The organism is Veillonella sp. 27098_8_77, assembly GCF_041431535.1.
GTDB lineage: Bacteria > Bacillota > Negativicutes > Veillonellales > Veillonellaceae > Veillonella.
Genome location: NZ_JAPVXW010000015.1, coordinates 22,623 through 48,703 on the forward strand (window position 1 = coordinate 22,623; position 26,081 = coordinate 48,703).

A 26,081-nucleotide genomic window follows, 5' to 3' on the forward strand; every position below is an offset into this window, starting at 1 on the left:
CTATGAAAATTATTGTAGTAGGTGCTGGTAAGGTAGGCTATTCCTTATGTGAAAGACTGGTACAAGACGATCATGACGTATATCTTATAGACCGTTCCCAGGAACGTATCCATAATTTAGAAAATACATTGGATGTTAGTTTAGTATGCGGTAATGGTAGCGATATTCAGTTATTGAATGAAATTGACCTATCAGATGTAGGCATGTTTATTGCAGTTACTGATTCTGATGAAGTTAATATGTTATCTTGTGCAGTAGCTAAAATAGCAGGTGTCCCATCTACTGTAGCACGTGTGAGGGATACTAATATCGTTGATCATATGGATGATCATATGAAAGAACGATTAGGCGTTGATTTATTTATTAATCCAGAGATGGTTACGGCGCAAGAATTACTTCATATTATTGAAACACCATCCGCTTTGGACGTAGAAGAATTTGGTCAAGGTGCTGTACGTTTAATGGAATTTAAAATTAATAGTACATTCCCGCTTGTAAATAAACCCTTAAAAGAGTTAACTTTTCCAGAAGGTGTGTTATTGGTTGGTATTTTACGATTAGGTGAAATGATTATACCTCATGGTGAAAGCATACTATTACCTAATGACAGTGTTTTCTTTTTAGGCTTAAAAGATGGTATTAATGAAGTAGAACAAGAATGGTTTTCTAATCATGCAACCTTCCATAAACGGGCTGTTATTGTAGGCGCTGGTTTATTAGGGCGCAATTTGGCCATCTTATTGGAAAAAGCAGGATTTACCGTTAAGGTTATTGAGAAGGATATTGAGCGTTGTGAAGCCTTGGCTGCACAAGTGGATAAAGCCATTGTCATCAATGGGGACGGTACGGATTTTGATTTATTAGAAGCCGAAGAAGTAGCCGATAACGATGTTATTATTGTTTTAACAGATGATGATAAATTAAATCTTTTAGTTGCTTTAGTAGGGAAACATATGGGCATACCTAAAACCGTTGTCCGTGTAGGACGTCCTGAATATATTATGCTCATGGAACAAGTCGGTATAGATATCGTATTTTCACCACGTCTAATGACTGCAGGACAAATACTACGATTTATTCGAAGTGGAGAAGGCGTTATTTCCATATCTACTTTTGAAGGTGGAAAGGCTGAATCTATAGAGATTCTTATTACGGAACAATCTCCCGTAGCTGGTAAACAACTAAAAGATATTCGTCTACCTGGTAAAGCCTTAGTTGGTGTTATACTCCGCGGTGATGAAGCGATTGTTCCGCGTGGTAATACAGAGCTGTTAGTGGGGGATCATATTGTGCTATTCTCATTGCCTGAATCTGTTACTAAATTATTGAATTATTTAACGTAGGGGTTATATGCGTATACAGATTGTCATGTCCTTGGTAGGGAAATTACTCTATATTTTTGGAGCTTTTCTTGTTATACCATTTATATATAGTATTCTATTTGAAACTGCATATTGGTCCTTTTGTATTACGGCTGTATTATCTATACTGCTTGGTAGTCTACTAGTACTTGGTGGAAATAAGAGTAAGACCTTTAGCTTGAGAGATGGATTCCTAGTGGTTAGCTCAACATGGATATTAACAGTGTTATTGGGGGCTATTCCCTTTATTATATCTGGTGTATTAGTTAACCCGATGGACGCGCTGTTTGAATCTATGTCAGGTATTACTGCTACTGGTGCTACAGTTATTTTTGATGTTGATAGTATACCAAAGTCTTTCATACTGTGGCGTGGATTAATGCATTGGATTGGCGGTATGGGAATCATTGTGTTGATTCTATCATTCCTACGCAATCTTGGTGCTGATGCTGCGCATTTTTTCAATGCTGAGGCATCTGTACCAAAACCAGGTGTAGTGTTACCACGGATTCAATCCATAGCATCGAAATTATGGACATTGTACGTAATATTTACAATTATCTGTTTTATAATGCTCTGCTTAGGTGGTATTGATCCCTTTGATGCATTGAATTATTCATTTTCTATTATTGCTACTGGTGGATTGACGCCAACTACGGCAGGTACTTTTTTATATAGTCAAAATACATATATATGTGTAGTATTTATACTGTTTATGGTCATTGCAGGTGGTAACTTTGCCGTATATTATAATGTGATTCAAAAGGGTTTCTCTCAATTATTCTCTGATTTTGAAACGCGTATGTATTGGCTTGTATTAGTTATTGGTATTCTTATCACCTTTATATCGTTATATTTTCAATCTAATTCCATGGATATAGGACAAGCTTTTCAAGATTCAGCCTTTACCTTAGTATCAATACAAACGGGCAGCGGTTTTGCCGTATCTGATTACGATCTATGGCCTGCTGCGGCTCAAATGATGTTATTTATATCTAGTTTTTTTGGAGGTTGTAGTGGATCTACGACCGGTGGCGTTAAGATTATTCGTCTTATTATTTTAATTAAGAGTAGTATCATTTATTTGAGAAAAGCCATACATCCTGATATGGTTCAAGTTGTACGAATCAATGGAAAGCCATTACCAGATAAATGGGTGCGTATGACGCAACAATTTATATTTCTATATTTAATGATTTATGTTATATCCGTATTTCTAATGACATGTTTTGGTTTGTCTACAGGTGATGCACTTCAAATAGTCACCGCATTCCAAAGTAATGTAGGTTTAGCCTTTGGCAGTTATGGACCAACTGATTCTTTTGCATTATTACCATTAGGTGCAAAAGGTGTGGCTATTGTAGATATGCTATTAGGTCGTTTAGAATTATTTACGATTCTAGTTATGCTTCATCCACAATTCTGGGAAGGGTATTTTATTAAAAAAGATACTACAAAACGATATAGAATTTTATAGAAGTTTATATTGCATTAGTTATGGGGGAAGGATTGTAAAATGGAAATAATAAAACGTCCATTAGGCTTGTATAAGGCAAATTGTTATGTATTAAAAAAATACAATCAATCTCTCATAATTGACCCTGGATTTCATAGTAAACATATAATTGAGATGGTAGGAGATTCTAAACCAATTGCGGTTTTGTTAACACATGGTCATTGTGACCATGTGTCAGCCCTGGATGAAATATGTGAATATTATAAGATTCCTGCATATCTACATGAGGGGGATCATGAATTATTGCAATTGATTCGGCGCCGTCCTAGCGTATATAAGAAAAAGATGTTTACTCAATGTATGCCAATTACAGAAGGTGTATTAACTATTGGTCCGTTCCATATACAGGTGTACCATACACCTGGTCATAGCGCCGGATCTGTATGTTATGAAATAGAAGGTCATTTATTTACAGGTGATACCATTTTTAAACAAAATGTTGGTAATAGTGATAATTATAATGGCAATGCAGATGATCTACGTAATAGCTTACGTAAAATATTAGAGCTGAATGATGCACTATTAGTAGAACCTGGACATCAAGATAGCACTATTTTGGGAAATGAAAAAAACTTCATTAAGAATTTACACATATAGTGTTGACAAAAAGTCTGATAACAGATATACTAAGCAAGTACTTTGGATACGGCCCCGTGGTGTAGCGGTTAACATGTCGCCCTGTCACGGCGAAGATCGTCAGTTCAAATCTGATCGGGGTCGCCATTCATGCCTCGGTAGCTCAGTCGGTAGAGCAACGGACTGAAAATCCGTGTGTCGACAGTTCGATTCTGTCCTGAGGCACCATGTACATGCGGGAATAGCTCAGCGGTAGAGCACCGCCTTGCCAAGGCGGGGGTCGCGAGTTCGAATCTCGTTTCCCGCTCCATATATTTTATATGGCGGCATAGCCAAGCGGTAAGGCAGAGGTCTGCAAAACCTTTATTCCCCAGTTCGATTCTGGGTGCCGCCTCCACAAATCGTTACCCATGCCGGGGTGGCGGAACAGGCAGACGCAACGGACTTAAAATCCGTCGGTTAGAAATAACCGTACCGGTTCGATTCCGGTCCTCGGCACCATTAAGACTAACTTCGGTTAGTCTTTTTTTGTATATATTATACTATGTTGCTGAATAGGTATAAACGTGAATAAACCAAATCTATTAATTAGTGAATGTCTTTGTGGCGTTTGTTGTCGTTATGATGGCGACCATAACCAAATAGACCGTTTAGAAGAACTCAAGGACCTCTATAACCTTATACCCATTTGTCCTGAGGTAATGGGTGGGCTTTCAACACCAAGACCTCCAGCAGAGCGCGTAGGAAACCTTGTAAAAACAGAAAATGGTATAGATGTAACAGAGCAATTTCAACGCGGTGCAGCGTTAGCTTTGCAAATTGCTATAGATAGAAAGTGTATGCGTGCTTTACTAAAAGCTAAAAGTCCTAGCTGTGGGTATGGCGAAATATATGATGGTACATTTACAAGAACGCTCGTAAATGGAATAGGTGTCACGTCAGAGCTTTTATTACAACATGATATAAGTATCTATACGGAAAAGAATGTACAAGACCTTATAATGCAAAATAGCGACGATTGATATATCAATCGTCGCTATTGTTGTTTTCAGATATTTTATTGTCCTGCATTAACTGGATCATTCGTTAATGGCTGTTCACCTAAAAGTGTGGTTAGATTGTGTAAATTAAAACGGTAAGCGCTATTACTAAAATCTCTTGTTTTATCATAACGACTGTTTGGTGCATGCATGAGGCCCACTAATGTGTCGTACAATAAATCATTTGTGAAATATTGATGTTCATGACTATCAAGAGCTGATACTGTTTGAGGGTATGCTGCACGATATTGAGGTGATAAGTACATCCAGAATGGAATATGAGTCATTACAAAATCGAAGGTGTCTGGATTGTGAGATTTATCTACGCTTTCACCATGATCAGAAAAGTAAACCATGGCTTGAAGATTTAAATTATCTTTACCATAGGTATAGATTTGTTGTAACAACCAATCTGTATAGAGTTGACTATTAGCATAAGCCTCGATACCTTCTGGATTAGGTCCTTTTTTCCATTTACTAAATTCGTGAGGATATCGATCATTGTAATAAATATGGCTGCCCATAATATGAATAACGATAAAGTTATTTTTACTAGGATCAACAGTTTTTAATAATGGCAATAATGATTCATCATACAAATCAGAGAAACCATAGGATTCATGAGACCATTTAGTTGTATCTGCAGTCTTAGCCATTAATGAGATAGCCGTATCATATTCACCAAATACGCCTTGATTACTGAACCACGATGTGGTGTACCCAGCCTTTTTGGCAACATCTAGAATATTAGCTGAATCTAGAAATGGGCGGTCGTCATACTGATTGCGCTCTGATAGGGCACGTTCTAAGGTTGGTACAGTCTGTACGTAAGAAGAATATGCATGATTAAAGAAGATAAAATCTTTATTATGATCTTTCATATCCTCTTGCCAAGGTGTGTCATCGTACTGGAATTTCGGATTATAGACCTTCATGTAATCACGGGAACTAGATTCGCCGATGACGAGGATGATAGTTCCAGGCGTTTTTGTAGGTGTTGTATCCTTTGTATCTAAATTAAATGAATCAAAAACAAGATGATGATTATCGTTGTATTGTTGCATTTCCTTAACATAATTGCCTGCAGCTATCCAGTTGGCTACGATACAGGTTTGAGGAAATAAGAAGAATGGTACATATACGATGAATGCAACCATGGATGCAATGAGTACACCTAGTCGTAAAGGTCGTGTCGTATTTAGATCTACAACTCGTTTCATCCCTAAGTTGCACCAATATAGGAATAGCACCCATAGGATAAGTCCTATAATAGTAGCAATAAGACCTGGAATGCCTGCAGTATTTTTCAAAAATCCAAATGCTTCTTCAGGATTAGTCATATATACGGCGAGTAAGCTGGCTGGTGTTAAGCAATGCCAAGTGGTCATATAATAGCCAATTTGTAACAAAGGTATAAGGCTGAGAATCGATGCAAATATAGCTAGTATGGCGGATGTTAATTTTTGTAGACGCCCTGTTTGTGTAACTAAGTATTGTATACCTGAAAGCCCCATAAATAGGAGTAAACCAAATAGAAAATCATTAGCAAACTCGTAGAAATATAAAGGTTTCACATATGACCAGTGAAATAGTAATGGAAATGTAAGCCCCCATAATAGGCCTACTAAACCATATCCTAAGAATGCACGGTGAAATACGGTACAACTCATAAAGTATTGGAATAAAAACATACCAACCATGGTCGGTACCGCGAGGATTGTAATATCCTCTACATCGAGTCCTAATGTGATAGGTTCATAAATAAAAAATAGTGCAATATAGAGCACTATACCTATAATGCCAAAACGCAAAATAGGATTTCGAATCAATGATTTCATTGATGACAACATAATGTTTCCTTTCTAAAGGAGATTACAACAAATATATATTTTTCTTCACATTATAAGATAACAAAGAATACTAAAAAATACAATTATATATGGTGAACGTAGAAGAAATTTCCAATTTACGATATAATTATATAGTTATGAAATAGTATCGTTAAGGAATGGGGATTCATGGGGGACTATAATTATAAATTGGATGTATTCGAGGGACCTCTCGATTTACTTTTACATTTAATTGAAAAACATAAAATTGAAATTACGGATATCCCAATCGTTGAAATCACCAGCCAATATTTAGAATACTTAGATAATTGGAATCATTTTGATATTCATTATAGTAGTGAATTCCTCGTTATGGCATCCACATTATTACAGATTAAGTCCCGTATGCTATTACCAAAGGTGGAACCGGTACCCGATGAAGGTGAAGATCCACGAGATGAATTAGTGGCTAAGCTTGTAGAATTTAAGAAAATCAAAGATTTTACCCAGCTTTTAATGGAAAAAGCATCGATTGAATCGAATGTGTTTAGTCGCCCTGAAGAAACTAGCGTATTAGGTTTGGATAGTTATTATAATTTAGAATTATCTAAATTATACGATATATTCTATTCTGTATTACATAAAACTATTCAGAATGAAGATGAACAACAGGTTCGCCAAGTTACTGTTGAAAAGGATGCGTATAGCTTAGAGGATATGATCCTATCCTTAGCGAGTCGTGCAAGGCGTGGGGAACGATTGGCGTTTCGTGAATTACTTGTTGCTATCGAATCTAAAAGTGGTATGGTAACCATATTTATGGCTATACTAGAGCTTTTAAAACAGCAAGAACTAGCCATGTTTTACGAAAATGATGATATTATTTTTACCGCACCCATCATTGGTGAACGGGATGTACAAGTAGAGGAGGAATAGCATGGGTATATCAGATTTAGAAGCTGTATTGTTTTCTGCGGCTAAACCTATTTCTATTGACGTCATTCAAGATATATTTAAGCTTTCAAAACAAGAAAGCTTGACATTGATAGATCACTTAGCATCTGATTTAGAATCCCATAAACGCGGTATTCGCGTGCGAATCTCTGCTGCTGGTGTGGAACTAGTAAGTGCACCGGAATCGGCTATGTATATTGGACATATTCGTAAAAAAGAGGATAAATTATCTAATGCAGCCATGGAAACATTGGCTGTTATAGCTTATAAACAACCGATTACAAAAGCCGAAATTGAAGAAGTGCGCGGTGTTAATAGTGATAAGGTAATTAAACAATTATTGTCTCGTTCGTTAATTGCCGAATTAGGTCATAAGGATACGGTAGGTCGCCCTATTTTATATGGTACAACGGATGAATTTCTACGAAGTACAGGCGTCAAATCAATTGATGATTTGCACAAAGAACTGGATTCTGCCGAAGCCGATGTGCCTGGTGTACAATTAGACAGTGTAGGTGAAGGAAATATAATAGAACTCCCTATCGAGGATGGAATAGAGAATATATAGAAGAGGATATAAAATGGAACGATTACAAAAATTTATTGCCAGCTGTGGCATAGCTTCTCGTCGTAAGGCAGAAGAATTAATTACGTCTGGTAAGGTACGTGTCAATGGCCGCAAAGTGACGGAACTGGGTGTTAAGATTGATCCTATGAAAGATAAGGTCATGGTTGATGGACAATTATTAGCCGTGGAAAAACCTGTGTATTATTTAATGAATAAACCGAAAGGTGTTATTACATCTGTTACAGACCCACAAGGACGGGAAACTGTAATGGATTATATTAAAAATGAAAAACGCCGTATCTATCCAATTGGACGACTTGATTTACATACGGAAGGTTTATTGCTTTTAACAAATGATGGAGAACTAGCTCAGAATCTTACGCATCCATCTAAAGGCGTTGAAAAGACATATGAAGTTCGTATTAAGGGACGTGTAAATGATACAGATTTACAGGTCATCGCTGATGGTGTGCCCCTTGAAGATGGTGTGACAGCACCCGCTACACTTGTGGATTTAGGCTTCGATGACCACAATGGGGTTCACGAAGTAGAAATTACGATTCACGAAGGTCGTAATCGACAAGTTCGCCGTATGTTTGAGCATTTTGGCTATCGCATTCACAATCTAAAACGCATAGCGTATGGTGGATTAACCTTAAGCGGTGTTAAGCGCGGTGGTGTTCGTCAATTGACACAACGTGAAGTAAGTGCACTTAAAGCGCTAGGAGCTTCTAAATGAAGCGCGTCGTAGTAATCGGAGGTGGTGCAGCGGGATTAATGGCTGCTGTCATTGCTGGTCGAGAAGGCGCAAAGGTAACGCTTCTCGAAAAAATGAATTATGTTGGTAAAAAGATGGGCATTACTGGCAAAGGGCGTTGCAATATTACGAATGCTTGTGATATGTCTGAATTTATTAAAAATACACCAGGCAATGGCAAGTTTTTATATGGTGCTTACGAGCGCTTTACCAATGAAGAGTTGTTGCAGTTATTACACGACGCTGGCTTAGAAACAAAGGTAGAGCGAGGCGGCCGCGTATTTCCAGCTTCAGATTCTGCACTGGATGTGCGAAATACCTTTATGAAGCTTATGAAACACTATGGTGTAGATGTTCATCTTGAGGAACCGGTTAAGAAACTTTTGGTTGATGATAGTGTTGTCACCGGTGTTGTGACAGACAGAGAAACCTATCACGCTGATGCCGTGGTTATTGCTACGGGCGGCAAATCATATCCTGCTACTGGTTCTACTGGTGATGGATATATTTTGGCGGCTCAAGTAGGCCATAAGATTACCGATATCCGTCCATCCTTGGTACCGATTGTAACGGAAGAAACTTGGGTAAAAGATTTAATGGGGCTTAGCCTACGGAATGTTGAATTATCTGTAGTTGCTAAGAATAAGGTACAAGCCAAGATGTTTGGTGAAATGATGTTTACCCATTTTGGAATTACCGGTCCTATTGTTTTATCTCTTAGTCACATGGTGGGAAAATTGATGCGCAAAAAAAATATTGGTACTATAGGTTTAGATATCAATTTAAAACCTGCATTATCTCCAGAGACATTAGATAAACGATTACAAAAAGATTTTGATCTCTATTCTAAGAAACAATTAATTAATGGGATGAAGGATTTGTTACCAAGTCGATTGATACCATTAATTATTGAATTGGCTGGTATTGATCCACAAAAACCAATCAATCAGATTTCAAAGGAAGAACGACAACAAATCGGTTATATGTTGCAACATATGCCTCTTACTGTGAAAGGATTACGTCCTGTAGAAGAGGCTATTGTTACTGCTGGTGGTATTTCTTTAAAGGAATTTAATCCTAAAACTATGGAATCTAAGTTGGTTAAAGGTTTATATGGTGCAGGTGAAGTATTGGATATTGATGCTTTTACAGGTGGATATAATCTACAGGCTGCCTTTTCTACAGGATATGTAGCAGCTATGCATATAACTCACCCTGAAGCGTTTTAATAGAGACATTTTACGCTGTATGTATGATTGAATAGTATATTTTATATAATTTGTGAAAGTGATACAGGGAATTATGAATACACATAAAATTGCCGTTGCTGTTGACGGCCCAGCAGGAGCTGGAAAATCTTCTATTTCTAAGATTGTAGCTAAAAAATTAGGTTATCTTTATATTGATACAGGTGCTATGTACCGTTCTGTTACGTGGGCTGTATTACACAATCATATTGATGTACATAATCAAAAGGCTGTGGAAGCATTATTACCAGAATTAGACCTTACAATGGAACCAAGTGATGACTCCTGTAAGGTATTTATCGCTGGTGAAGATATTACTGACTATATTAGAACACCACAAGTTAATAATGCTGTCTCTATAGTGGCGTCTTATAAGGGTGTACGCCAATACTTAGTTGAACGACAACGTCTTATGGCAGAAGCTGGTGGTGTTATACTCGATGGACGCGATATCGGTTCCGTTGTATTACCTAATGCAGAACTAAAAATATATCTAACTGCTTCTGTAGAGGCTCGTGCTATGCGCCGTTATTTAGAAGTGAAGGGTACAGTTAACGAACAAACTTTAGAGGATATTAAAGAGAGTGTTATGCAACGTGATGATATGGATAAGAATCGAAAGGAATCTCCATTGATTCAGGTAGAGGATGCTGTATTGGTCGATTCCAGCGAAATGACATTTGATGAAACTGTAGAACATATATTACATCTAGTACAGGAGCGAATCTAAATGAACAAATTTTCTACATGGCTTTGGCGAACCGCCTTTTGGTTGCGCTATAAAGTTGGCTATGGATTAAAGGTATATGGTCGCGATAATTTCCCTATGGAAGGACCTGTCATTGTGGTACCAAATCATTTAAGTAATAATGATCCACCTATTTGTGGCTATGCCTTACCTAGACATGTACATTTTATGGCGAAACAAGAGCTATTTGTAAATCCAATTTCACGATTTTTTTGTACTTGGCTTGGCGCTTTTCCGTTAAATCGAGGCGCTATAGATAAGGTTGCTATTCGGCATGCTTTAGGTCTTTTAAAGAATGATAAAGTATTAGGAATTTTTGCTGAAGGCAATCGTCAAAAGAGTGGGAAATTGGGCCGATTTCATGATGGTGCTGCATCCATTGCATTGCGTACAGGAATCGGTATTACCCCAGTTGCCATTATTGGTTCTCATAATATGAAGAGAAATCAAGTTGCTTGTATCATTGGTAAACAGGTACCTGTTAGCAAAGCTAAACCGACACCCGACGCTATAAAAGAGGTTAATGATCGCGTAAAGGGTGAAATTCAACGCATGATTGATTCTTATCATGAAAATCGCATAGAGGAGACATTATGGAAATAATTTTGGCTGAAAATCATGGCTTTTGTTATGGCGTAAAACGAGCTGTTGAAATGGCTAATGAAGCTGCAAATAGTGATGGTAAAAGCTATACATTAGGTCCTATCATTCATAATCCACAAGTAGTAGGTCGTTTGGAAAGTAAAGGCGTTAGCCCCATCGAAGAGGTGTCTGATATTGCTGAAGGCACTATGATCATTCGTTCTCATGGCGTAGGTCCAGCGATTTACGAAGAAGCAGAAGTAAAAGGGTTAAACATCTTGGATGCTACTTGCCCACATGTGAAAAAAGCGCAACAAGATGCAAAATCTGTTATTGAAGATGGTATGACACTAGTTATTTTGGGTGAAAAAAACCATCCTGAGGTTAAAAGTATTAATTTATGGGCGAATAATAAAGGCATAATCATCGAAGATGAAGAATCCGCTAAAAATCTACAAATTGTTGAAAAAATGGGCGTAGTTGTTCAAACTACCTTTTCACAATTCAAATTTAACAGTATAATAGAGATATTAGAGAAAAAATCTAAGAATCTTAAGATTTTCAAAACGATATGCAATGCAACACAGGAGCGTCAGAATTCCGCCGTTGAATTAGCTCGTAACGTAGATCTTATGATTGTGATAGGTGGTAAAAATAGCGGCAATACAAACCGCTTGGCAGAGGTTTGTCGAGACGTTGGATGTACGACTTATCACATTGAAACTTCTACTGAATTACAACTGGAATGGTTTAACCGAGTACAGACGGTAGGGGTAACAGCAGGAGCATCGACTCCCGACTGGATTATTAAGGAGGTCATTGAGACAATGAAAGATTTTGCAGAATTATTAGCAGCAGAAGGTCAAGAAGAATTTAAGAAAGGAAACGTTGTAGAAGGTCAAGTAGTACAAGTTGAAGATGAACGCGCATGGGTATCTTTTGGCTACAAAACTGAAGCAATTTTGAATAGAACTGAAATTTCTTATCCAGCACCAAACTCTGCCAAAGATGTGTTGAAAAATGGTGATGAAATTAAAGCAGTTATCATGAACCACATCAAAGAAGATAATCCTATTTATCTTTCCATGACTCGTTTGGCTAAAGATGAAGATTGGCAATATGTTATCGAAGCTCAAGAAAAAGACGAACCTATCGTATGTAAAGGTATCGATGCTATCCCAGCTGGCTTGGTGGTAACAGTAAAATCCCTTCGTGGTTTCATTCCATTGTCCCAAGGTGATGTGCATTTCGTAAAATCTTTGGAAAACTTGGTTGGTACTGAATTCGAAGCAAAAGTTCTTGAAATCGACGAAAAGAAAAACCGTTTGGTTCTTTCTCGCCGTGCAGTACTTGAAGTGGAACGTCAAGCAAAATTAGCTGAAGCATTGAAAAATATCAACGTTGGTGAAAACTATAAAGGTATCGTTCGTAAAATCATGCCTTATGGTGCATTCGTAGATATCGGTGGTATCGAAGGTTTACTTCATATTTCTGATATTTCTTGGCAAAAAATTAAAAAAGTGGAAGATGTTCTTTCCGTTGGCCAAGAAATCGAAGTTAAATTACAATCCTTCGACCCTGAAAGCAACAAATTATCCTTGTCCTTGAAAGCTTTAACTAAGAGCCCATGGGATGTTGCTGAAGAAACTTTACATGTTGGTGATGTAATCACTGGTAAAGTTGTTCGTTTGGTTGCTTACGGTGCATTTGTAGCTGTTAACGATGATATTCAAGGTTTACTTCATATTTCTCAAATTACAAAACAACGTAATGCAAAAGTTGAAGATTATTTAAACCGCGGTCAAGAAGTTGAAGTTAAAATTATTTCTCTTAATAAAGATGAAAAGAAATTGGGCTTGGCTTTGACTGAGTTGATGGAACCAAAAGAAACAGAAGAAGACGCTGAATAATTCAGAAGTTTTTAACGAGGCTAATCAAGGTTTTCCTTGATTAGCCTTTTTGCGTACATTCCCTTTAATATGATAAAATGAAGTGATATATATAATTATAAATGAGGTGAAAGTATGGCAAAACCATTAGTGGCCGTAGTAGGTCGTCCAAATGTAGGGAAATCTACATTATTTAATGCCATTGTTAATAAACGTATTTCTATTGTAGAGGATATTCCTGGTGTAACACGGGATAGAATCTATTTTGATGCAGAATGGCTAAATCGTGAGTTCACAATGATAGATACAGGTGGTATTGAGTTTGTCACCGAAAATAGTCATGTTATTCCCAAAATGATGCGTTTACAAGCGGAGCTCGCAATTGAAGAGGCAGATGTAATTCTCTTTGTTGTTGATGGTAAGCAAGGGATTGTTCCTGCTGATGAAGAAGTAGCTAATATTTTACGTACTAGTGGAAAACCTGTAGTTTTAGTTGTTAATAAAATTGATAGTGTCAATCAAGAACCAAATATATATGAATTTTATAATCTAGGACTTGGCGACCCTATTGGTATTTCTGCTAAGAATTTAATGAACTTAGGTGATTTACTAGATGATACAGTAAAGCATTTTCCGCCTGTAGGTACGAACGTAGATGAGGAAGATACGATTCATGTAGCTATTATAGGTCGTCCTAATGTAGGTAAATCATCCTTAACAAATGCTTTATTAGGTCAAGATCGCGTTATCGTTTCTGATGTAGCCGGTACTACGCGGGATTCTATCGATACGCACTGGACACATGGGGATCAAAAATTTGTACTCATCGATACGGCGGGAATGCGACGTAAGTCTAAGATTGATGAAGCTGTTGAACGTTATAGTATCGTTCGTTCTCTTCGTTCCGTTGATCGTTCTGATATCGTTGTCCTTGTATTAGATGGCGTTGATGGCGTTACTGAACAAGATAAAAAAATTGCTGGTTATGCATACGAAGCAGGTAAAGGCGTTATCATTGTAGTAAATAAATGGGATCTTGTAGAAAAAGATGATAAAACCACGTTGAGATATACTGAGGACATTTATGATGAGTTAGGATTTTTGCAATTCGCACCTATCTTATTTGCTTCCGCATTGACAAAACAACGTATTCATCGCTTGGCCGATATGCTTAAGTTTGTATCTGAACAACAATATCGTCGCGTTTCTACGGGCACTTTAAATCAGCTTTTACAAGATGCGCAAACTGTAAATCCTGTGCCATCACGCAATGGTAGAATTCCTAAAATTTACTATATGACACAAGCTAGTGTTAAACCGCCTACCTTTATTCTCTTTGTAAATGAACCTGAATTAATCCATTTCTCGTATATGCGTTTCTTAGAGAATCGTTTACGTGAAAGTTTTGGTTTCGAAGGTACTCCAATTCGACTTATTCTTCGTGGTAAAAAACGCGAAGACGAAGAATAATGGTTATAAAGGGTAAGGGTGAAAATTGTGGTTGATGTAATGCCTATCATAGGATATGCCGTATTAGCCTATGTTATTGGATCTATTCCTAGTGGGTTGATTATTGGCAAGTTGTTTTTTAATACAGATGTCCGCTTATATGGCTCTAAAAATATAGGCGCCACTAATACGTATCGTGTCATTGGTTTAAAGGCAGCGCTTCCTGTATTTTTTTGTGATGCCTTAAAGGGGGCTATCGGTGTGCTCCTATTCTCCTCCTTGAATCCGATGTATATGATTTTAGGCGGTATTTTAGCTATGGTTGGACATAATTGGTCCTTATTTCTTGGATTTAAGGGTGGCCGTGGTGTTGCAACTGGCTTAGGTGTTCTTATTGCACTATCTCCAATGGTTGCTGCTATTTGTTTTGCCATTTGGGGTGTCATTGTATATTTTACAAAATTAGTCTCTTTAGGATCTATTGTAGCTGCTGCCTTGGTTCCTATATTGATGTTTGTGACAGGAGAATCTTGGTGGTTTGTTGGATTTGGTGCATTAGCTGCATTATTTGTTATTGTACGCCATCGAGAAAATATCTCTCGCCTATTAGCAGGTAAAGAATTAAAGGTAGAACGCGTCAAAAAAGGAGAGTAATATGAAAGTTTGCATCATCGGCTCTGGTAGTTGGGGGACTGCTCTTGCTATTAAGTCCGTAGTGGCAGGAAATGACACAATCTTATATTGCCGACGTCCAGAATTTAGAGATGAACTCATTAAATATAGAGAGAATAGGGTATATCTAGCTGGTGTTATACTACCAGATGAACTAATGATTAGCTCTGACCTAAAGATGTGTGTTGAACAAGCTGATATTGTACTGGTTGTTACTCCATCTATACACGTCCGTACTGCGTTACAGAATTTAAAGGGCTATGCTCATAAAAATCAAATCTATGTGCTATGTTCTAAAGGGGTAGAGCGCGATAGTGGCAAATTATTAACTACTGTTATGAAGGAAGAACTATCATCGGTAGGATGTGATCTTACAGTTTTATCCGGACCTAATCATGCAGAAGAAATTGGTAGGAATTTACCCGCTGCAGCTGTGGTAGGTACAACATCTATGGATGTTGGGAAAAAGGTGCAACAGGCATTACACAGTAAAGAGTTTCGTATTTATACTAGCGATGATTATATTGGTGTTGAACTCGCAGGTGCTACGAAAAATGTAATAGCTTTGGCTGCTGGTATCGTTGATGGATTGTCTCTTGGAGATAATTGTAAGGCTTTATTATTAACTCGTGGTTTACATGAAATGACACGATTTGGTGTAGCATTAGGTGCAAGAAAAGAAACCTACGCAGGTCTTGCAGGTATGGGTGATTTAATTGCTACGTGCATGAGTTCTCATAGCCGTAACCGTGCAGCGGGGCAACAATTAGCTGATGGCAAGACGATGGACTATATTATGAATCATACTAATATGGTGGTTGAAGGCTTTTTTGCAACATCTATTATTCGAGATATGGCTATTCAACATCGTGTAGAGATGCCTATCACACAATCGCTATATGAGGTATTATATGAAGAGAAGGCACCTCAATTAGCATTGCAAGAATTGATGGGACGAGATAGTAAAATCGAAGTATCATAATTATAAAAGATACTTTTATTTTAGGTATTTATATACTATAATTAATGAGTATAATCTAGTGAGGATTGTATGCGAATTATCGGAGGCACTGCAAAGGGCCATACTATAAAAGCTCCGAAGGGGATGGATACACGTCCCACCTTGGATCGTGTTCGTGAAAGTATCTTCAACGTCTTAGCGCATCGTGGTATATATGGTGCCCGCGTATTAGATTTATTTTCTGGTACCGGGGCTGTTGCCATTGAAGCACTCAGTCGTGGAGCTGAAACAGCAATTGCTGTTGATTTTCGAACTGGTAAATTAATTCGAGAGAATGCAGAACATTGTCGTGTGTTGGATCGAATTCAAATCATACCTAAGAAACTTTCACAGTTGAAACATTTTATAGGTGACCAGCAGTTCGATTATATTTTTTCAGATCCACCATATGAAAATGGCTTTATACAAGAGACCATTGATTTTGTTGTGGTTCATGATGCGTTAGCTGATGATGGTATTTTAGTATTAGAACATCATAAAGATGAGGCTTTCACCATACCACCAGAATGGGAATGTATAAAGGAACAAAAATTTGGTTACACCCTTGTTTCATATTTTCTGAAACATAGTGAAAGGAGTTAGACCCTTGCGAATAGGAGTTTGCCCAGGAAGTTTTGACCCCGTTACAAATGGTCACGTTGACATTTTTGAGCGCGGTAGTCGTCTCGTAGACAAGTTGATTATCGCTGTAAGTTCAAATCCTAATAAGAATTCATTGTTTACTATGGAAGAACGCGTTGAAATGATTCGCAATGCGGTTAAGCATATTCCTAATGTAGAAATCGACTGTACAGGTGGATTGCTCATCGATTATGTAAAATCCAAAAATGCAAGTATCATTATCCGTGGTCTCAGAGCTCTTAGCGATTTTGAATATGAATTTCAGCGTGCTTTGTTTGCAAAATACTTGGATGATGATATTGAAACAGTGTTTATTATGACTAATAATAAATATTCTTTTGTGAGCTCAACAGGGATTCGTGAGTTAGCTAAATTTGGTGGTAAGTTAGATGGACTTGTTCCTGATGATGTAAAGATCAAATTAGAAAAACGTTTTAACATCGATGGTAATAAATAATAGGAGTGAATTGTATGAAAACAGAAAAATTACTTGAAGATTTAGAGGTTCTTATTGAATCTAGCAGCCGTATTCCTATGACTACAAAACGCATGGTAGAAGAAGATGAAATTATGCGTATTATCGATGCAATTCAAGAATCTTTACCACTTGAGCTCGATGAATCTCGTCGTATTGTGGCTGAAAAAGATAAAGTATTGGCTGATGCTCAACGTCAAGCTGAAACATTAATTGATCAAGCTAAAGATTATATTGCTAAATTGACTGCTGAAAGTGAACTTGTTAAGCAAGCACAAGAACAAGCTAATCAAATTATCAATGCTGCAAACCAATCTTCTGAAGAGTTAAAATCTAGTTCTATTCAATATGCTGGTGATGTATTGAAATATGTAGAAAACAATTTAGAAAAAACGTTGGAAAGCCTTCGTCAAAATCGCGAAAGCTTGCAACAAAGTGAACAAAAGACTGAAAACCAATAATTCATATATTAAAGGTATATTGAAAGCCCCCGATAGGAAATATCGGGGGCTTTTGCTATTCTCATATATGGGAATATTGTTAATCTTTATACATAGGTGGTTTTTCTGGTTCTACAATCATAGTTTGATGTGTATTAAAAATGACAAAACCTAATGGAGACTTAGGCGGTTTTTTGATATTTTTGATATATGTATAATCTACAGGTACCTTTGATGAATGGCGTGCCTTGCTAAAGTAAGCTGCATATTTAGCTACTTGGGATATGAGCATATCATCAGGATCCGTTTCAGTTCGCAAGATAAGGTGTGAACCTTGAATATCCTGTGTATGGAACCATAAATCATTTGGTTTAGCAAATCGATGTGTTAAATATTCATTTTGTTGGTTATTACGTCCTATATAGAGGTCCCCTTCAGGAATTTCTAAATGAATATAATTGGATTTTCCCAATTTATAGGAGAGAGTTTTTTTAGATTTTTTTATAATACCTGCATCCATACACTCATGGCGTATTTCTTCTAAGGATTCCCTCGTTGTTGCCAAGGATAAACTGTATAAGATTGTTCTATAATATTCTAATTTTACTGTACTTTGGTCCAGTTGATATTGGCCACTAATAATCCGATTTTTTAATTTGGTATAAAGTTTGTAATACCATTGCCCATTTTCTACAATTGTCAGTTCCGGCTTTAAAGGAATGGTTATGGTTTCTGCGGGTTCTGAAAGTAGATTTTGTACGTCAATCGAAGGTTTATAGTGAGCCTGTACATGACTATTAATCATTAAAAGATCGCCATATAATTTATAAGTTTCCATCTTTTGCGTATCATCGAGTTCTTCTTTTATTTTTTTATGACGTAGTTCTTCTTTTTTTATAGCATTTGAAATGATACGTTCTAATTCCTTATCAGCTGTATGTATTGCTCCTGATTTGGTTATTGATTCTTCGATGGCCTCTGATATTGTAGGATATATTTTAATTAATGTAAATTCTGTGTCCATAGGGAATGGCATATATATCTTTTTGTTATTTACATTTTCATAGACTAATAATTGATGAGCTTCTAATAAATTTTCTTTTACATGGTATAAAGCGTTTGCTAATATATGTAACACATCATTTGATAATGCATTAATGTCTTCTAATCCTGATAGATGTGATAGATTTAGAACATAGTCTAATAAAGCTTTACCGAAACCATTAAATACGGAGCGTATAGCATTTGTGACTGTACCGGATCCAAATGTGGTAAGCAAATTAAAGATTTCATCTTCATTAAAATCTAGTAAGGATACACGATTTGAGTTGGGTGGTAATTCGTATGTCATCTTAGGACCTACAGAACGCTCCCTGTTCATTAATGGTGATACATGGATTAGAGATTCTAAAATGATATCGTTTTGTACAAAGATACAATTAGAATATTTACCCATAAGTTCAATATAGATTGCTGTAGATGTTATAGATCCATCCATTTCAAGCTTATCAATATGGATACATAAAATTCTGTCACCATTAATTTGTTCCACTGATGCTATGCGGCTACCTTCAATATGTTTTCGCAGGAACATACATAATGAACTAGGTTCTTTCGGTAAGTCTTGTATGGGTTTACATATATAGACAGCAGGATTAGCACCTACAGTAATCATAAGATTTACATCTTGATTGGCGCTGCGCACTTTAAAAAGTAATGAATGTTTATCAACTTGATATAATTTTTGTATTTGTCCACTCTGTAAGCTTTGATTTAATTCTTTGGCTAATACAGACATGGTTAGTCCATCTAAATTCATAGTGATCCTTTCTTTTGGTTATTCACAATGTATAGTTTAGTATATCACAGATATTTAATAGATATCTTTAAGATTCATGTTACAATAGATAAAAAGGAGGTTCTTCCATGAATAGCATGACCGGATTTGGGCGAGCAACACAAAATGTAGATGGTTTACAATGTACCATAGAGATTAAATCGGTTAATTCTAGATTTTTAGATCTTAACATACGAAGCCCTAAACAAATAAATTCTGTAGAGCATAGTATCCGTAAATGTATACAAAAGACATTACATCGAGGTAAGGTTGATGTATTTGTAACATTGCAGGATGTTGGGGATAGAGAAAAGCAGTTCTTAATAAATAGTTCTTTAAAACGTCAAATACAAGATTTACTGGTATCAGAAGGATTTTATAGTGAGCCCCAATCGGTACCTTTATCGGCAGTAATGGCTATATCTAATGAGTGGGTACAAATCCAGGATACTGAAGTCTCAAATGATGTTCTTCAGGCCTTGGTTACTAATACTACAACTTATGCACTTCATGCATTAGAGAGTATGCGACAATTGGAGGGGGTCCATATTCAACAAGATTTGTTACACCGGCTTTCACAAATGACAGACATTATAGAAGAAATTAACACTCATAAAGCAGATGCTGTTATTGCTTATAAAGAAAATTTGCGAACTAAAATAATGGAATATGTGGAAGGCCTTGATATTGTTGCTAATGAAGATCGTTTACTTCAAGAAGTTGCTATCATAGCTGATAAAACAGATATTACGGAAGAGATTGTCCGATTTAGGTCTCATGTGGTACAATTAACAAATACACTTAAGATGGATGAACCGATTGGTCGTAAGTTAGATTTTATCATTCAAGAGATGAATCGTGAGGTTAATACGATTGGCTCAAAAGCGATGGATATAACATTGACAGACCATGTGGTACAATTAAAATGTGAATTAGAAAAAGTTAGAGAACAAGTACAGAACATAGAGTAAGGAGGTCTATTTATGAGTATCCAATTACTGAACATTGGTTTTGGTAATATGGTTTCTGCTAATCGCGTTATCGCTATTATTAGCCCTGAATCTGCACCTATTAAACGCATGGTTCAAGATGCAAGAGATAAAAGTCTCCTCATAGATGCAACCTACGGACGTAAAACCCGAGCTGTGCTCGTTATGGATAGTGGGCAAATCGTATTGTCAGCTATTCAACCAGAAACAGTGGCACATCGTATTGTGCAACACGAAGTCGATGAAGATACTGTAGAAGCTTAGGAGTTAATATGGCAGATCGAGGTTTATTAATTGTTATCTCCGGCCCATCTGGTGCAGGCAAGGGAACGATTTGTTCCAATATACGAGGTGAAATGCCTAATCTTGTATATTCTGTATCTATGACCACACGTGAACCACGGGTTGGAGAAAAGGAAGGAATTAATTATTTCTTCCGTACAAAAGAAGAATTTGAATCATTATTGTCAGAAGATGCATTTTTAGAGTATGCTAAGGTATATGATAATTATTATGGCACCCCAAAACAACATGTAATGAATTTATTAGATGAAGGGAAGAGTGTGCTTCTTGAAATCGATATTCAAGGTGCTATGCAGGTTAAAGAGCGATTTAGTGATGCTGTATTTATTTATATTGTACCGCCATCTTTAACCGAATTATCTGAACGTCTTCATAATCGAGGAACTGATGCAAAAGAGGTTATCGATAAACGTTTGTCATTGGCATGTTCTGAGTTAGCATTAGCTCATCGTTATGATTATATTGTGGTCAATGATGATTTAGAGGATGCGTCCTTAAAGGTTGCTTCTATATTGCGCGCTGAAGCTTGTAAGATCAGTCGTAATAAAGAGCAAATTCAATATATTTATAAGCAATATCAAGAGTCTAAGGAGAAGTGATAGTATGATGGTAAAACCTCCATTGAAAGCATTGGAAAAACGTGTAGATAGTAAATATACATTGGTAACGCTAGCAGCTAAACGCGCTCGTGAGTTGACCGATGGTGAAGAATGTCTTGCTACAGATATTCATAATACAGATAAACCTGTATCTTTAGCATTCTATGAAATTGCTGAAGGTGAAGTAACATATAAACGCACTAAAGAAGGTATTAAATAATTTTACTCAAAATTCCTTGTACATTTGTACAAGGAATTTTTAAAAGGAGAATTATGAAAGGCAAACATATTATCGTAGGTGTATCAGCAGGTATTGCTGCGTATAAAGCTATTGAAGTAGTTAGTCGTTTACGCAAGGCTGGAGCAGAAGTGAAAGTCGTAATGACTAAGAATGCTACACATATTGCGACACCTATGACATTTGGTGAAATTAGTGGACATCCTGTAGCTGTTGATATGTGGGAAGAAATTCATGATTGGAATGTAGAGCATATTGCTTTGGCAACATGGGCTGATGCTTATATTGTGGTACCAGCTACAGCCAATGTAATTGGTAAAATACGAGCAGGTATAGCCGATGATATGCTAACAACGACTATTATGGCAACACCAGCACCTAAATTTTTATGCCCTGCCATGAATACAGAGATGTTCAATAATCCTATCGTTCAGAGAAACTTAAAGGATTTATCGTCTTTGGGGTACCATATTATGCAACCTGATGCTGGCTGGCTAGCTTGTGGTGTTACAGGTGTGGGGAGACTGCCATCACCCGAAGATATTGTTAATTGGTTGACAGAAGAATTACAATCCCTTGAAGGAACAGGTAAATTAGCTGGTAAGACTGTCCTTGTTACAGCAGGTGGAACACAAGAAAATATCGATCCTGTAAGATATATTGGTAACAGATCGAGTGGAAAGATGGGATATGCCATTGCCGCTGCTGCTGTTAAGGAAAAGGCTCGCGTAATTCTAGTAAGCGCCCCTACATCTTTAGAAATTCCTAAAGGTGTTGAATATATAGCTGTAGATTCTGCAGAATCTATGCAAGAGGTTGTTAATTCCAATTACGAATCATCAGATGTGGTGATTATGGCTGCTGCTGTTTCAGATTTTAGGGTGGCTAATAAAGCTCCTCAAAAAATAAAAAAAATGGAATCTATGACTTTAGAGCTCGTAAAGAATCCAGATATACTTAAAGGACTAGGAGAGCATAAAACCCATCAATTACTGGTTGGTTTCGCTGCAGAAACGGAACATGTTGTTGATTATGGTATGGATAAGGTTCGTCGCAAAAATCTTGATATGTTAGTTGCTAATGATGTAAGCAAATCAAATGCTGGGTTTAATGTAGATACTAATGAAGGATACTTCTTATATCCGAATAAAGAACCAAAAGTAATGCCGAATATGCAGAAATCTGAGTTAGCTAAGTTCATTATAGGAGAAGTTATTGAGTTGTTAGACGTACAATAATTGTATGATTTTAGCTAGAGTTTGTAGTTGTAGAAAGAAGTGTTATTTTCATGTTTGCCATACAAGGGCATATCAGCAAGGTTCGTTATGTAGATCTCAATGGGGCAATAATATATTAGCTGGTCTCGTTGTAGGTGTAGTCGCTTTACCATTGGCTATGGCGTTTGCTATAGCTAGTGGTGTTACACCGCAAGCTGGTATATATACTGCTATTATTGCAGGTATATTTGTATCATTGTTTGGGGGATCTCAAGTTCAAATTGCTGGTCCTACAGGCGCATTTATTGTTTTATTAAGCAGTATAGTCGTTAATTATGGATTTGACGGATTACAGATAGCAACCATGATGGCTGGCATCATGCTATTATTAATGAGCATAGCTAAACTAGGCAATGTAATAAGATATATACCAGCGCCTGTTATTATGGGATTTACTGCTGGTATTGGTGTTACAATTTGGGTAGGGCAATGGCCTTATTTCTTTGGTTTCCCCTCACTACCTTATGTACCGCATTTTCACGAAAAGCTTTGGTTGATGATACAATCACTACCTAATTCTGATTTACCTACATTAGGAATTGCCCTATTTAGCTTAATACTATTATTAGTACTACCTCGGATTCCTGTTGTAAAAAAAGTACCAGCCCCTATTATAGCGATGATTATTGCTACACTTATCCAAGGATATTATCAATTTCCTAGTGTACAAACAATTGGCACTGCCTTTGGTGGAATACCACAAGGATTACCATTATTTTCATTTCCTAATCTATCCTTAGATAAGATTTTTTCGTTGATTGGCCCTGCATTTACAATAGCCATGCTTGGAGCCATAGAATCCTTGTTATCTGCAGTGGTAGCAGATGGTATGAGTGGACAAAAACACGAATCTAATACGGAATTATTTGGTCAAGGTTTAGCTAATATTTTTGCTCCTTTGTTTGGTGGTATTGCAGCGACCGGTGCTATTGCACGGACCGCAACAAATATCCGTCAAGGTGGAAACTCGCCGATAGCCGGTATTGTTCATGCTATCGTGCTATGTGCTATTCTGTTATTCTTAGCTCCGTACGCCGTATATATTCCGTTAGCCTCTATGGCGGCCATCTTATTTGTTGTGGCATATAACATGAGTGATGTACCACGTTTTATACGGATGTTGCGACTAGCACCACGACCAGATCAAATTATACTGATTCTCACATTCTTTTTGTCAATCTTCACTGATTTGGTCGTAGCTGTAAATGTGGGCGTCGTGTTAGCTGTATTGCAATTTATGCGTAAGATGATAGGTACTATTGATGTTCATGAGATGAGCTGTAAAGAATTATCTGAACAAGAAAAGCATGAAATTGAGATACATCCAGATATCATGGTATATACCGTAGAGGGTCCTTTATTCTTTGGCGCTATATCTGCATTTGATAGAGCTCTTAATTCTATTCATAAAGATCCTAAATATTTAATCATTCGATTTGGTTCAGTACCCTTTGTTGATTTAACAGGATTGCGTATTTTGAAAGGAATTATTGAGGAATTAAAGAATCGTGGTATTGAAGTATTATTAAGCGATATTAACTATGATATACGTCGCGAAATGTACAAGTCTGATTTTCTAGATATGCTGGGGCGTCATCATTTATATCGAAAATTTGAAAGCGCATTACATAAAGCTGAACATGATTTAGCGTTACATAAAGTGGATTAACTTGATTTTTCTACAAAAAAGGTATACAATTTATATCGTAATTTAACTCATCAAGAGTAGTGGAGGGAACGGCCCGTTGAAGCTACAGCAACCCTTTTTAAAAGAAGGTGCTAATTCCAACAGTCATGGACTGATAGATGGGTCTCCCTCATGAGAGACCATGAGGGATTTTTTTATTATAGGAGGCAAAAATGGCAGAAAAACATATGTTTTTTACTTCTGAATCCGTTACGGAAGGCCATCCAGATAAAATAGCTGACCAAATTTCTGATGCTGTTTTGGATGCGATTATTGAAAAAGATCCAAAGGCTCGTGTAGCTTGTGAAACACTTGTGACTACAGGTTTAGTCCATGTTGTAGGGGAGATCTCTACAAGCACATATGTTGATATTCCTCGTGTAGTACGTGATACAATTCGTGAAATTGGTTATACTCGTGCAAAATATGGTTTCGATTGTGATACTTGTGGCGTCTTAGTATCTATTGATGAACAATCTGCAGATATCGCCATGGGCGTAGACGAAGCATTAGAATCTAAAGATGGTAATAGCGAAATTAATGATAAAATTGGCGCTGGTGACCAAGGCATGATGTTTGGTTACGCAACCAACGAAACACCTGAATATATGCCAATGCCGATTTCTTTAGCACATCGTTTATCCCGTCGTTTAGCAGAAGTGCGTAAAAATGGTACATTAACATACCTTCGTCCAGATGGTAAAACACAAGTTACTGTAGAATATGTTGACAATCAACCGAAACGTATTGATACAATCGTTATTTCTACACAACATAGTCCAGAAGTAACTCAAGAACAAATTAAAAATGATTTGAAGCGCTATGTTATCGATGCAGCACTTCCTGCAGAATTCATTGATGAAAAGACTAAAATTTTCATCAATCCAACAGGGCGTTTTGTTATCGGTGGTCCACACGGCGATGCAGGCTTAACAGGCCGTAAAATTATCGTTGATACTTATGGTGGTATGGCTCGTCATGGCGGTGGCGCATTCTCCGGTAAGGATCCTTCCAAGGTTGACCGCTCTGCAGCATATGCAGCTCGTTATGTAGCTAAAAACGTGGTAGCTGCAGGTCTCGCTGATAAATGCGAAGTACAAGTAGCATACGCTATTGGCGTTGCGAAACCTGTATCAATTTTAGTTGATACATTTGGTACAGCTAAGATTGACGAAGAAAAAATTCAAGAATTGGTAAGCAAACATTTCGACTTGCGTCCAGCAGGTATCATTGAAATGCTTGATTTATTAAAACCACATTATCTTAAGACGGCTGCGTATGGTCACTTTGGTAGAACTGATGTTGATCTTCCTTGGGAACGTACAGATAAAGCTGACATTTTACGTCACGAAGCTGGTTTATAATCAAAAAGACTTAGTAGCATGCTGTAGTGACCCCAAAAAGTT

26 protein-coding genes, 5 tRNA genes and 1 riboswitch are annotated in these 26,081 nt (G+C 37.1%); of the genes, 29 read left to right on the forward strand and 2 right to left on the reverse strand.

From position 1 onward, the window contains the following. The first annotated feature begins 2 nt into the window (after nucleotides 1-2). The 9 genes from trkA (at nucleotide 3) to O3617_RS08240 (ending at nucleotide 4,475) form a co-directional block, all read left to right on the forward strand. A complete protein-coding gene (trkA, locus tag O3617_RS08200; protein ID WP_371449515.1) occupies nucleotides 3-1,343 on the forward strand; it encodes a Trk system potassium transporter TrkA in 1,341 nt (446 codons plus the stop codon). A gap of 7 nt (nucleotides 1,344-1,350) precedes the next feature. After that, entirely contained in the window at nucleotides 1,351-2,838 is a 1,488-nt protein-coding gene (locus O3617_RS08205; protein WP_371449516.1) for a TrkH family potassium uptake protein, read from the forward strand. A gap of 39 nt (nucleotides 2,839-2,877) precedes the next feature. Then, on the forward strand, nucleotides 2,878-3,474 hold the full coding sequence (locus O3617_RS08210; protein WP_371449517.1) for an MBL fold metallo-hydrolase: 597 nt from the start codon (nucleotides 2,878-2,880) through the stop codon (nucleotides 3,472-3,474). Nucleotides 3,475-3,524: 50 nt separating this feature from the next. After that, nucleotides 3,525-3,600 (forward strand) — tRNA-Asp (locus O3617_RS08215). Between the two features lie 5 nt (nucleotides 3,601-3,605). Beyond that, nucleotides 3,606-3,681, forward strand: a tRNA-Phe gene (locus tag O3617_RS08220). A 7-nt stretch (nucleotides 3,682-3,688) separates the two neighbouring features. Continuing rightward, nucleotides 3,689-3,763: transfer RNA gene (locus tag O3617_RS08225), tRNA-Gly, on the forward strand. Between the two features lie 12 nt (nucleotides 3,764-3,775). Beyond that, nucleotides 3,776-3,850, forward strand: a tRNA-Cys gene (locus tag O3617_RS08230). A 15-nt stretch (nucleotides 3,851-3,865) separates the two neighbouring features. Further along, nucleotides 3,866-3,954 (forward strand) — tRNA-Leu (locus O3617_RS08235). A 65-nt stretch (nucleotides 3,955-4,019) separates the two neighbouring features. Further along, nucleotides 4,020-4,475 (forward strand): DUF523 domain-containing protein, encoded by a 456-nt coding sequence (locus O3617_RS08240; protein WP_371449518.1) that lies wholly within the window; start codon nucleotides 4,020-4,022, stop codon nucleotides 4,473-4,475. Nucleotides 4,476-4,510: 35 nt separating this feature from the next. Here the strand turns inward: O3617_RS08240 and O3617_RS08245 are convergent, their stop codons facing one another. Further along, a complete protein-coding gene (locus O3617_RS08245; RefSeq protein WP_371449519.1) occupies nucleotides 4,511-6,343 on the reverse strand; it encodes a phosphoethanolamine transferase in 1,833 nt (610 codons plus the stop codon). A gap of 168 nt (nucleotides 6,344-6,511) precedes the next feature. Here O3617_RS08245 and O3617_RS08250 point away from each other — a divergent pair, with 168 nt between their 5' ends. The 13 genes from O3617_RS08250 (at nucleotide 6,512) to O3617_RS08310 (ending at nucleotide 17,766) form a co-directional block, all read left to right on the forward strand. Next, nucleotides 6,512-7,258: a ScpA family protein gene (locus O3617_RS08250; RefSeq protein ID WP_371449520.1), complete on the forward strand. Its 747-nt coding sequence runs from the start codon at nucleotides 6,512-6,514 to the stop codon at nucleotides 7,256-7,258. 1 nt (nucleotide 7,259) lies between these two features. Further along, nucleotides 7,260-7,844, forward strand: coding sequence for an SMC-Scp complex subunit ScpB (scpB, locus tag O3617_RS08255; protein WP_371449521.1), 585 nt, complete (start codon nucleotides 7,260-7,262; stop codon nucleotides 7,842-7,844). Nucleotides 7,845-7,857: 13 nt separating this feature from the next. Further along, entirely contained in the window at nucleotides 7,858-8,583 is a 726-nt protein-coding gene (locus O3617_RS08260) for a pseudouridine synthase (RefSeq protein ID WP_371449522.1), read from the forward strand. Next, nucleotides 8,580-9,830, forward strand: a complete 1,251-nt coding sequence (locus O3617_RS08265) for an NAD(P)/FAD-dependent oxidoreductase (protein WP_371449523.1) — start codon at nucleotides 8,580-8,582, stop codon at nucleotides 9,828-9,830. The genes O3617_RS08260 and O3617_RS08265 overlap by 4 nt, the downstream gene beginning before the upstream one ends. 73 nt (nucleotides 9,831-9,903) lie before the next feature. Continuing rightward, a complete protein-coding gene (cmk, locus tag O3617_RS08270) occupies nucleotides 9,904-10,578 on the forward strand; it encodes a (d)CMP kinase (protein WP_371449524.1) in 675 nt (224 codons plus the stop codon). After that, on the forward strand, nucleotides 10,579-11,199 hold the full coding sequence (locus O3617_RS08275; RefSeq protein ID WP_371449525.1) for a lysophospholipid acyltransferase family protein: 621 nt from the start codon (nucleotides 10,579-10,581) through the stop codon (nucleotides 11,197-11,199). After that, the gene (locus tag O3617_RS08280; protein WP_371449526.1) at nucleotides 11,190-13,088 is read left to right on the forward strand and encodes a bifunctional 4-hydroxy-3-methylbut-2-enyl diphosphate reductase/30S ribosomal protein S1; all 1,899 of its coding nucleotides are present in this window, start codon (nucleotides 11,190-11,192) and stop codon (nucleotides 13,086-13,088) included. The genes O3617_RS08275 and O3617_RS08280 overlap by 10 nt, the downstream gene beginning before the upstream one ends. A 114-nt stretch (nucleotides 13,089-13,202) precedes the next feature. Continuing rightward, complete coding sequence (gene der, locus O3617_RS08285) at nucleotides 13,203-14,537, forward strand: ribosome biogenesis GTPase Der (protein WP_005381310.1); 1,335 nt, start codon at nucleotides 13,203-13,205, stop codon at nucleotides 14,535-14,537. 39 nt (nucleotides 14,538-14,576) lie between these two features. Beyond that, the gene (plsY, locus tag O3617_RS08290; protein ID WP_371449534.1) at nucleotides 14,577-15,170 is read left to right on the forward strand and encodes a glycerol-3-phosphate 1-O-acyltransferase PlsY; all 594 of its coding nucleotides are present in this window, start codon (nucleotides 14,577-14,579) and stop codon (nucleotides 15,168-15,170) included. Nucleotide 15,171: 1 nt separating this feature from the next. Beyond that, nucleotides 15,172-16,170, forward strand: coding sequence for an NAD(P)H-dependent glycerol-3-phosphate dehydrogenase (locus tag O3617_RS08295; protein WP_371449527.1), 999 nt, complete (start codon nucleotides 15,172-15,174; stop codon nucleotides 16,168-16,170). Nucleotides 16,171-16,239: 69 nt separating this feature from the next. After that, nucleotides 16,240-16,791, forward strand: coding sequence for a 16S rRNA (guanine(966)-N(2))-methyltransferase RsmD (rsmD, locus tag O3617_RS08300; protein WP_371449528.1), 552 nt, complete (start codon nucleotides 16,240-16,242; stop codon nucleotides 16,789-16,791). Nucleotides 16,792-16,795: 4 nt separating this feature from the next. Then, on the forward strand, nucleotides 16,796-17,287 hold the full coding sequence (gene coaD / locus O3617_RS08305) for a pantetheine-phosphate adenylyltransferase (RefSeq protein WP_005378904.1): 492 nt from the start codon (nucleotides 16,796-16,798) through the stop codon (nucleotides 17,285-17,287). A 14-nt stretch (nucleotides 17,288-17,301) separates the two neighbouring features. Then, complete coding sequence (locus tag O3617_RS08310) at nucleotides 17,302-17,766, forward strand: hypothetical protein (RefSeq protein ID WP_005378819.1); 465 nt, start codon at nucleotides 17,302-17,304, stop codon at nucleotides 17,764-17,766. A gap of 79 nt (nucleotides 17,767-17,845) precedes the next feature. On the opposite strand, the gene O3617_RS08315 is transcribed toward O3617_RS08310, so the two are convergent. After that, complete coding sequence (locus tag O3617_RS08315) at nucleotides 17,846-19,564, reverse strand: NFACT family protein (RefSeq protein ID WP_371449529.1); 1,719 nt, start codon at nucleotides 19,562-19,564, stop codon at nucleotides 17,846-17,848. Nucleotides 19,565-19,671: 107 nt separating this feature from the next. Between O3617_RS08315 and O3617_RS08320 the strand changes: the two genes are divergently transcribed. The 7 genes from O3617_RS08320 to metK all read left to right on the forward strand — a co-directional run bounded on the left by O3617_RS08320 (nucleotide 19,672) and on the right by metK (nucleotide 26,039). Then, nucleotides 19,672-20,553, forward strand: a complete 882-nt coding sequence (locus O3617_RS08320; RefSeq protein WP_371449530.1) for a YicC/YloC family endoribonuclease — start codon at nucleotides 19,672-19,674, stop codon at nucleotides 20,551-20,553. 12 nt (nucleotides 20,554-20,565) lie between these two features. Then, on the forward strand, nucleotides 20,566-20,835 hold the full coding sequence (gene remA, locus O3617_RS08325; RefSeq protein WP_005379012.1) for an extracellular matrix/biofilm regulator RemA: 270 nt from the start codon (nucleotides 20,566-20,568) through the stop codon (nucleotides 20,833-20,835). A gap of 8 nt (nucleotides 20,836-20,843) precedes the next feature. After that, nucleotides 20,844-21,473: a guanylate kinase gene (gmk, locus tag O3617_RS08330; RefSeq protein WP_005378959.1), complete on the forward strand. Its 630-nt coding sequence runs from the start codon at nucleotides 20,844-20,846 to the stop codon at nucleotides 21,471-21,473. 4 nt (nucleotides 21,474-21,477) lie between these two features. Further along, nucleotides 21,478-21,693: a DNA-directed RNA polymerase subunit omega gene (rpoZ, locus tag O3617_RS08335; protein WP_005378818.1), complete on the forward strand. Its 216-nt coding sequence runs from the start codon at nucleotides 21,478-21,480 to the stop codon at nucleotides 21,691-21,693. 53 nt (nucleotides 21,694-21,746) lie between these two features. Continuing rightward, on the forward strand, nucleotides 21,747-22,949 hold the full coding sequence (gene coaBC / locus O3617_RS08340; RefSeq protein ID WP_371449531.1) for a bifunctional phosphopantothenoylcysteine decarboxylase/phosphopantothenate--cysteine ligase CoaBC: 1,203 nt from the start codon (nucleotides 21,747-21,749) through the stop codon (nucleotides 22,947-22,949). Nucleotides 22,950-22,953: 4 nt separating this feature from the next. Further along, nucleotides 22,954-24,657, forward strand: a complete 1,704-nt coding sequence (locus tag O3617_RS08345; RefSeq protein WP_371449532.1) for a SulP family inorganic anion transporter — start codon at nucleotides 22,954-22,956, stop codon at nucleotides 24,655-24,657. Nucleotides 24,658-24,701: 44 nt separating this feature from the next. Then, a riboswitch (SAM riboswitch) is annotated at nucleotides 24,702-24,801 on the forward strand. A gap of 47 nt (nucleotides 24,802-24,848) precedes the next feature. Next, the gene (gene metK, locus O3617_RS08350; RefSeq protein ID WP_371449533.1) at nucleotides 24,849-26,039 is read left to right on the forward strand and encodes a methionine adenosyltransferase; all 1,191 of its coding nucleotides are present in this window, start codon (nucleotides 24,849-24,851) and stop codon (nucleotides 26,037-26,039) included. The last annotated feature ends 42 nt before the right edge of the window (nucleotides 26,040-26,081 follow it).

Bases quoted from the DNA above. Each gene is read 5' to 3' on its own strand.
- O3617_RS08310 (WP_005378819.1), top strand. From the start codon at position 17,302: ATGAAAACAGAAAAATTACTTGAAGATTTAGAGGTTCTTATTGAATCT.
- trkA (WP_371449515.1), top strand. From the start codon at position 3: ATGAAAATTATTGTAGTAGGTGCTGGTAAGGTAGGCTATTCCTTATGT.
- rpoZ (WP_005378818.1), top strand. From the start codon at position 21,478: ATGATGGTAAAACCTCCATTGAAAGCATTGGAAAAACGTGTAGATAGT.
- O3617_RS08345 (WP_371449532.1), top strand. From the start codon at position 22,954: ATGATTTTAGCTAGAGTTTGTAGTTGTAGAAAGAAGTGTTATTTTCAT.
- O3617_RS08315 (WP_371449529.1), bottom strand. From the start codon at position 19,564: ATGAATTTAGATGGACTAACCATGTCTGTATTAGCCAAAGAATTAAAT.
- plsY (WP_371449534.1), top strand. From the start codon at position 14,577: ATGCCTATCATAGGATATGCCGTATTAGCCTATGTTATTGGATCTATT.
- gmk (WP_005378959.1), top strand. From the start codon at position 20,844: ATGGCAGATCGAGGTTTATTAATTGTTATCTCCGGCCCATCTGGTGCA.
- remA (WP_005379012.1), top strand. From the start codon at position 20,566: ATGAGTATCCAATTACTGAACATTGGTTTTGGTAATATGGTTTCTGCT.
- cmk (WP_371449524.1), top strand. From the start codon at position 9,904: ATGAATACACATAAAATTGCCGTTGCTGTTGACGGCCCAGCAGGAGCT.
- O3617_RS08265 (WP_371449523.1), top strand. From the start codon at position 8,580: ATGAAGCGCGTCGTAGTAATCGGAGGTGGTGCAGCGGGATTAATGGCT.
- O3617_RS08205 (WP_371449516.1), top strand. From the start codon at position 1,351: ATGCGTATACAGATTGTCATGTCCTTGGTAGGGAAATTACTCTATATT.
- O3617_RS08280 (WP_371449526.1), top strand. From the start codon at position 11,190: ATGGAAATAATTTTGGCTGAAAATCATGGCTTTTGTTATGGCGTAAAA.
- O3617_RS08260 (WP_371449522.1), top strand. From the start codon at position 7,858: ATGGAACGATTACAAAAATTTATTGCCAGCTGTGGCATAGCTTCTCGT.
- der (WP_005381310.1), top strand. From the start codon at position 13,203: ATGGCAAAACCATTAGTGGCCGTAGTAGGTCGTCCAAATGTAGGGAAA.
- O3617_RS08295 (WP_371449527.1), top strand. From the start codon at position 15,172: ATGAAAGTTTGCATCATCGGCTCTGGTAGTTGGGGGACTGCTCTTGCT.
- O3617_RS08210 (WP_371449517.1), top strand. From the start codon at position 2,878: ATGGAAATAATAAAACGTCCATTAGGCTTGTATAAGGCAAATTGTTAT.
- coaBC (WP_371449531.1), top strand. From the start codon at position 21,747: ATGAAAGGCAAACATATTATCGTAGGTGTATCAGCAGGTATTGCTGCG.
- O3617_RS08275 (WP_371449525.1), top strand. From the start codon at position 10,579: ATGAACAAATTTTCTACATGGCTTTGGCGAACCGCCTTTTGGTTGCGC.
- metK (WP_371449533.1), top strand. From the start codon at position 24,849: ATGGCAGAAAAACATATGTTTTTTACTTCTGAATCCGTTACGGAAGGC.
- scpB (WP_371449521.1), top strand. From the start codon at position 7,260: ATGGGTATATCAGATTTAGAAGCTGTATTGTTTTCTGCGGCTAAACCT.
- O3617_RS08320 (WP_371449530.1), top strand. From the start codon at position 19,672: ATGAATAGCATGACCGGATTTGGGCGAGCAACACAAAATGTAGATGGT.
- O3617_RS08245 (WP_371449519.1), bottom strand. From the start codon at position 6,343: ATGTTGTCATCAATGAAATCATTGATTCGAAATCCTATTTTGCGTTTT.
- rsmD (WP_371449528.1), top strand. From the start codon at position 16,240: ATGCGAATTATCGGAGGCACTGCAAAGGGCCATACTATAAAAGCTCCG.
- O3617_RS08250 (WP_371449520.1), top strand. From the start codon at position 6,512: ATGGGGGACTATAATTATAAATTGGATGTATTCGAGGGACCTCTCGAT.